Genomic DNA, 4496 nt, shown 5'->3' with positions numbered 1-4496 from the left:
ATCATTTCAGTCCAGGTAGGTGGAGCCTGGCATTCAGCGTCGGTGCAACGGGCGCTCTTTGGCATGGGCGGAATCAGAAACGGCCACCGGGAATCCTGGGTATCGGATTTCGGTGACCGTCAAAGACCTCATGAAAAATCTGGGCTAATTCAACACCTAGTGAATTACTTGGCGCGACCCCGACTACCCTTACGCATAGCTGCGTTATAGGCGTCAACAACATCAGCATTCAAGCGCCCGCGGGCGTTGACCTTAATGTTGTTTTCCTTGGCCCATGCGCGAATTGCAGGAGCCTCGCTCGCGCTACTCTGCTTAGCCGAACGCGCAGCATCGATATATGGCTCTAGGGCCGCACGGAATTCGTCGGCGTGCTCCGAGTTCAAGTCAATCTCGTAGTGCTGACCAGCAATACTGAACGAAATCGACTCAATCGCTTCGCTGCCATCAATGTCGTCAATCAGGGCAATCTGAACCTGACGTGCCATTATTCTTATTCCTCCATGCGTGGATTTGCTGAACTAAGTCCATAAGAACTCAAAGTTCATTGCAAAAATCAAGTATAGTCAGATTTTGCAATAAATTCGAACGCATCAAACAATTAAGAGGTAATTACTAGGATTATCCTAATTTCCGGACGTGCTGGTTTCTGAATTACCATGATGTGCGATTTTAGCTTCGGCTTCGGCCTGGGCTTTACGCTCATTCCGATCAGCGTTTGAAATCGCCTTGATCGCATACCAAAATATGAGCGCCAGCACGATAGTTGGAACAATTGCCTCTACATATGGCATGGGATTTATGCCTCCGGCTTGAGTAATGGGAACAGGATCGTTTCGCGAATTCCTAGGTCGGTGAAGAGCATAACCAGTCGATCGATGCCCAATCCGATACCACCCATTGGTGGGGCACCGTATTCCAGTGCGCGCAGGAAGTCTTCATCCAGTTGCATTGCTTCCGGGTCGCCACCGGCAGCCAACAACGATTGCTCGGTCAGGCGCTCACGCTGGATGACTGGATCGATCAGCTCGGAGAACGCGGTACCGCGCTCCATGCCACCGATAATCAAGTCCCACGCTTCAATGACGCCGGGCTTTGAACGGTGTGGCCGCGCCAGCGGCTGCGCCAGTGGCGGGTAATCGCAGACGAAGGTCGGGTCGATCAGCTTCGGCTCGACGATCTCGCCGAATAGTTCGATGACAAGCTTCTGCGCGCTCCACGCTGGGTCGATCTTGACTTGGTGCTTTTCGGCGACGCCACGCAATACCTCGGCGTCGGTCTCTGGGGTGATCTCCACACCCACGGCTTCGGAGAGGCCCGGGTACACGCTCAACCAGCGCCATTCGCCGTCCAGGTTAATGGTGCCGTTCGCGGTCTCGATGGTACGACCGGCACCGATGGCGTCCGCCGCATTCAGGATCATCTGCTGCATGCGCTCCGCCATCACATACTGGTCCGCGTAGGCTTCGTAGCATTCAAGCATGGTAAATTCCGGCGAGTGAGTGGAGTCCACGCCCTCGTTGCGGAAGATGCGCCCGATTTCGAAGACCCTGTCCACGCCGCCAACCACTGCACGCTTGAGGTACAGCTCCAAGGCGATGCGCATGGTCATTTCCTGATCGAAAGCGTTCAGGTGCGTCTTGAATGGGCGGGCCGAGGCTCCACCGTGCACCAGCTGCAGCATCGGGGTCTCAACCTCGACGTACTCGTGGTCTTCGAGGGTTCTGCGCACCGCACGGATGATCGCCGCTCGCTTGTACACCATTTCGCGGGCTTCGTTGCGAACGATCAGATCCGCATAGCGCTGACGCACACGGGTTTCTTCGTTCAGGTCTGCGTGCAGCACCGGCAACGGGCGCAGGGCCTTGGAAGCCATTTCGAAGCCATCTGCCATCACCGACAGTTCGCCGCGACGCGAAGAAATTACCTCGCCGGTCACGAATACGTGGTCACCGAGGTCGACCAGGGACTTCCACTGGGCTAGGCGCTCTTCGCCGACAGTTGCCAGCGAAAGCATAACCTGCAGGCGGGTGCCGGCACCCTTCGGGCCGCCCTCCTGCACGGTGGCGAAGCAGAGCTTTCCGGTATTGCGCATGAAGACGATGCGTCCGGCGATACCGACCTTGACGCCGGTCGCCTGATCTGGCTCGAGCTCTGGGAACTGTTCGCGGACTTGCTGCAAGGTATGAGTGCGTGCCACCCCAACCGGGAAGGCTTCCTCGCCGTTCGCCAGCAGGGCGTTGCGCTTATCGATGCGGACCTGACGCTGGTCGTTTGGATCGGTGCTATCTGCGGAATTATTTTGGGAAGTCACAATAGTCCATTCTACTTGCCATTCTTAGTCATTTGGCAGGATCATGATGCGCCTTACACGGTGATCTCCGCGCCTTAACGAATTCAAGGCGCAGAGATCGCTCCCTGCGCCTTGCCTGGTACTACCAGATGGTCACTCGATCTGCCGGATCAAGCCACATTCCATCGCCCGGCTTGGTGTCAAAGGCCTCGTGGAATGCAGCCAGGTTCTTCGGCACCTGATTGCAGCGGAACTCGCCCGGCGCGTGCGGGTCGGTGGTCACACGCACCACTGCGGTCTCCGGTCGGATCAGCGTGCGCCAGCACTCGGCCCAGGAGTAGAAGAAGCGCTGATCGCCGGTGACACCGTTGATCACCTCGTCCTCTTCGATGCCGCGGGCGGCCAGCTCAAGCTTGTAGGCCCGGTAGGCGATGCCCAGCCCGCCGAGGTCACCAATGTTTTCGCCGAGCGTCAGTTCCCCGTTCACCTGGTGGTCCGGCGCCTCGGTGGGGCGCAAAGCGTTGTACTGGTCGACCAGCTTGCCGGTGAGCTGCTCAAAAGCCGCGCGGTCCTCCTCGGTCCACCAGTTGGTTAGCTGGCCGGTTCCGTCATACTGTGAGCCCTGGTCATCGAACCCATGGCCGATCTCGTGTCCGATGACCGCACCGATCGCCCCGAAGTTCGAGGCGACGTCACGGTCCTTGTCGAAGAATGGCAAGCGCAAAATGGCAGCCGGGAAGGCGATCTCATTGAGCAGCGGATGATAGTAGGCGTTGACGGTCTGCGGATACATGAACCAGAGTTCGCGGTCCACCCCGTCATCGATCTTCTTCAGCTCACGCTTGAATTCGAATTCGTTCGCGGCCGCAAGGTTCGCGATGACGTCCACGGGGTCGGTCTCGACTGAGGAGTAATCGATCCACTCGTTGGGATAGCCAATCTTAGGCCGGAACATCGACAGCTTCTCAAGGGCCTTCTCGATGGTCTCCGCTCCCATCCACGGCAGATTCGAGATCGAAATGCGGTAGGCCTCGATAAGCCGCTCAACCAGTGCATCCATCGCATGCTTGGCTTCTTGTGGGAAATGCTTGGCCACATAGAGTTGACCAATATCCTCGCCTACGCCGCCTTCGGTGAAGGCGACACCACGCTTCCAGCGTTCCTTCAGCGTTTCCACCCCACCGAGCTTGGCCGAGTAGAAAGAGAAATTCTCATTTACAAACGCACTGGACAGGTATGGTGCGAAGGAGCGCAGCGCCTGAACGGTGAGCCAGTTCTTCCAGCTCTCCAGGGGTTCTGCGCCGAGCAAACCGGAGAGCGCTTCGAAGTAGCTTGGCTGCCAGAATACTACCTCGGCAGAGTACTTCGATTCGATGCCGGCGCCCTTCAGCCAGGTACGCAGGCCGGGGAACAACTTGAAGACTTCTTCTTCGGTCATGAGGTTATAGCGTGCCTGAGCATCACGGACCTTCACCCGATCCCAGTGATGACTGGCTATCTTGGTCTCCAACGCAGTCACGGAGGCTGCCGCCTGCGCTGGATCGGGAATGCCGCCGAGCGCCAGCAGACGGGTTAGGTGTTCTTCATAGTCGGAGACGGTCTGTGCGAACTGTTCTTCGCGGTAATAGGACTCGTCTGGCAACCCGAGACCGCCCTGCAAGAAGGTCAACAGGTTTCGTTCCGGGTTTCCGGCGTCGTTCATTGCTCCCGAGGCTAGGAAGCCACTTATGCCCTTGCGATAGAAGGAGCCAGAAAGCTCAAGCAGGGATTCGACATCTGAAACGTTCGAAATTGCCTGCAGGTATTCGGCGACCGGATCAGCACCGCGCTGTTCGATGACTTCTTCGTTCATGAAACTACCGTATAAATCGGCAATACGCTGTGACGGACCCGCTAGTTCTGATCCGGAATCGTGGGCTTTGACTGCATCTGTAATGATCGCGTGGACCGCGTCTTCAGCGTCGTCGCGAAGCTCCATGAAAGATTCGTAGAGCCCTTGGTCGCTCGGGATGGAAGCCGATTCGAACCACTTTCCGTTCGAATGACGGTAGAGGTCGTCCTGGGGGCGGATGGAATCATCACGATATTTCAGCGCATCTGTCGTCAACGAGGGGCTCCCTATATAGCGGATCTAGCAGTACCTATTATTCACTGTATCTATTAGATCTCTAGCCCGAAGGAAGTCGCACGTATATGCGCCGAAGGC

General features: G+C 57.1%; 4 protein-coding genes. All 4 read right to left on the bottom strand.

Annotation, left to right across the window (positions count from 1 at the left end):
• Window positions 1-164 precede the first annotated feature (164 nt).
• The 4 genes from ACT3UA_RS18775 to ACT3UA_RS18760 all read right to left on the bottom strand — a co-directional run bounded on the left by ACT3UA_RS18775 (window position 165) and on the right by ACT3UA_RS18760 (window position 4397).
• A complete protein-coding gene (locus ACT3UA_RS18775) occupies window positions 165-485 on the bottom strand; it encodes a histone-like nucleoid-structuring protein Lsr2 (protein ID WP_096285984.1) in 321 nt (106 codons plus the stop codon).
• A 138-nt stretch (window positions 486-623) separates the two neighbouring features.
• On the bottom strand, window positions 624-791 hold the full coding sequence (locus ACT3UA_RS18770) for a hypothetical protein (RefSeq protein WP_176484165.1): 168 nt from the start codon (window positions 789-791) through the stop codon (window positions 624-626).
• 5 nt (window positions 792-796) lie between these two features.
• The gene (gene lysS, locus ACT3UA_RS18765; RefSeq protein WP_096285986.1) at window positions 797-2311 is read right to left on the bottom strand and encodes a lysine--tRNA ligase; all 1515 of its coding nucleotides are present in this window, start codon (window positions 2309-2311) and stop codon (window positions 797-799) included.
• Between the two features lie 121 nt (window positions 2312-2432).
• Window positions 2433-4397: a M13 family metallopeptidase gene (locus ACT3UA_RS18760; RefSeq protein WP_444617851.1), complete on the bottom strand. Its 1965-nt coding sequence runs from the start codon at window positions 4395-4397 to the stop codon at window positions 2433-2435.
• Window positions 4398-4496 lie beyond the last annotated feature (99 nt).

The organism is Glutamicibacter sp. 363 (assembly GCF_052379505.1).
Taxonomy (GTDB): Bacteria; Actinomycetota; Actinomycetes; order Actinomycetales; family Micrococcaceae; genus Glutamicibacter.
This window is presented reverse-complemented; position numbering and strand designations above follow the sequence as displayed.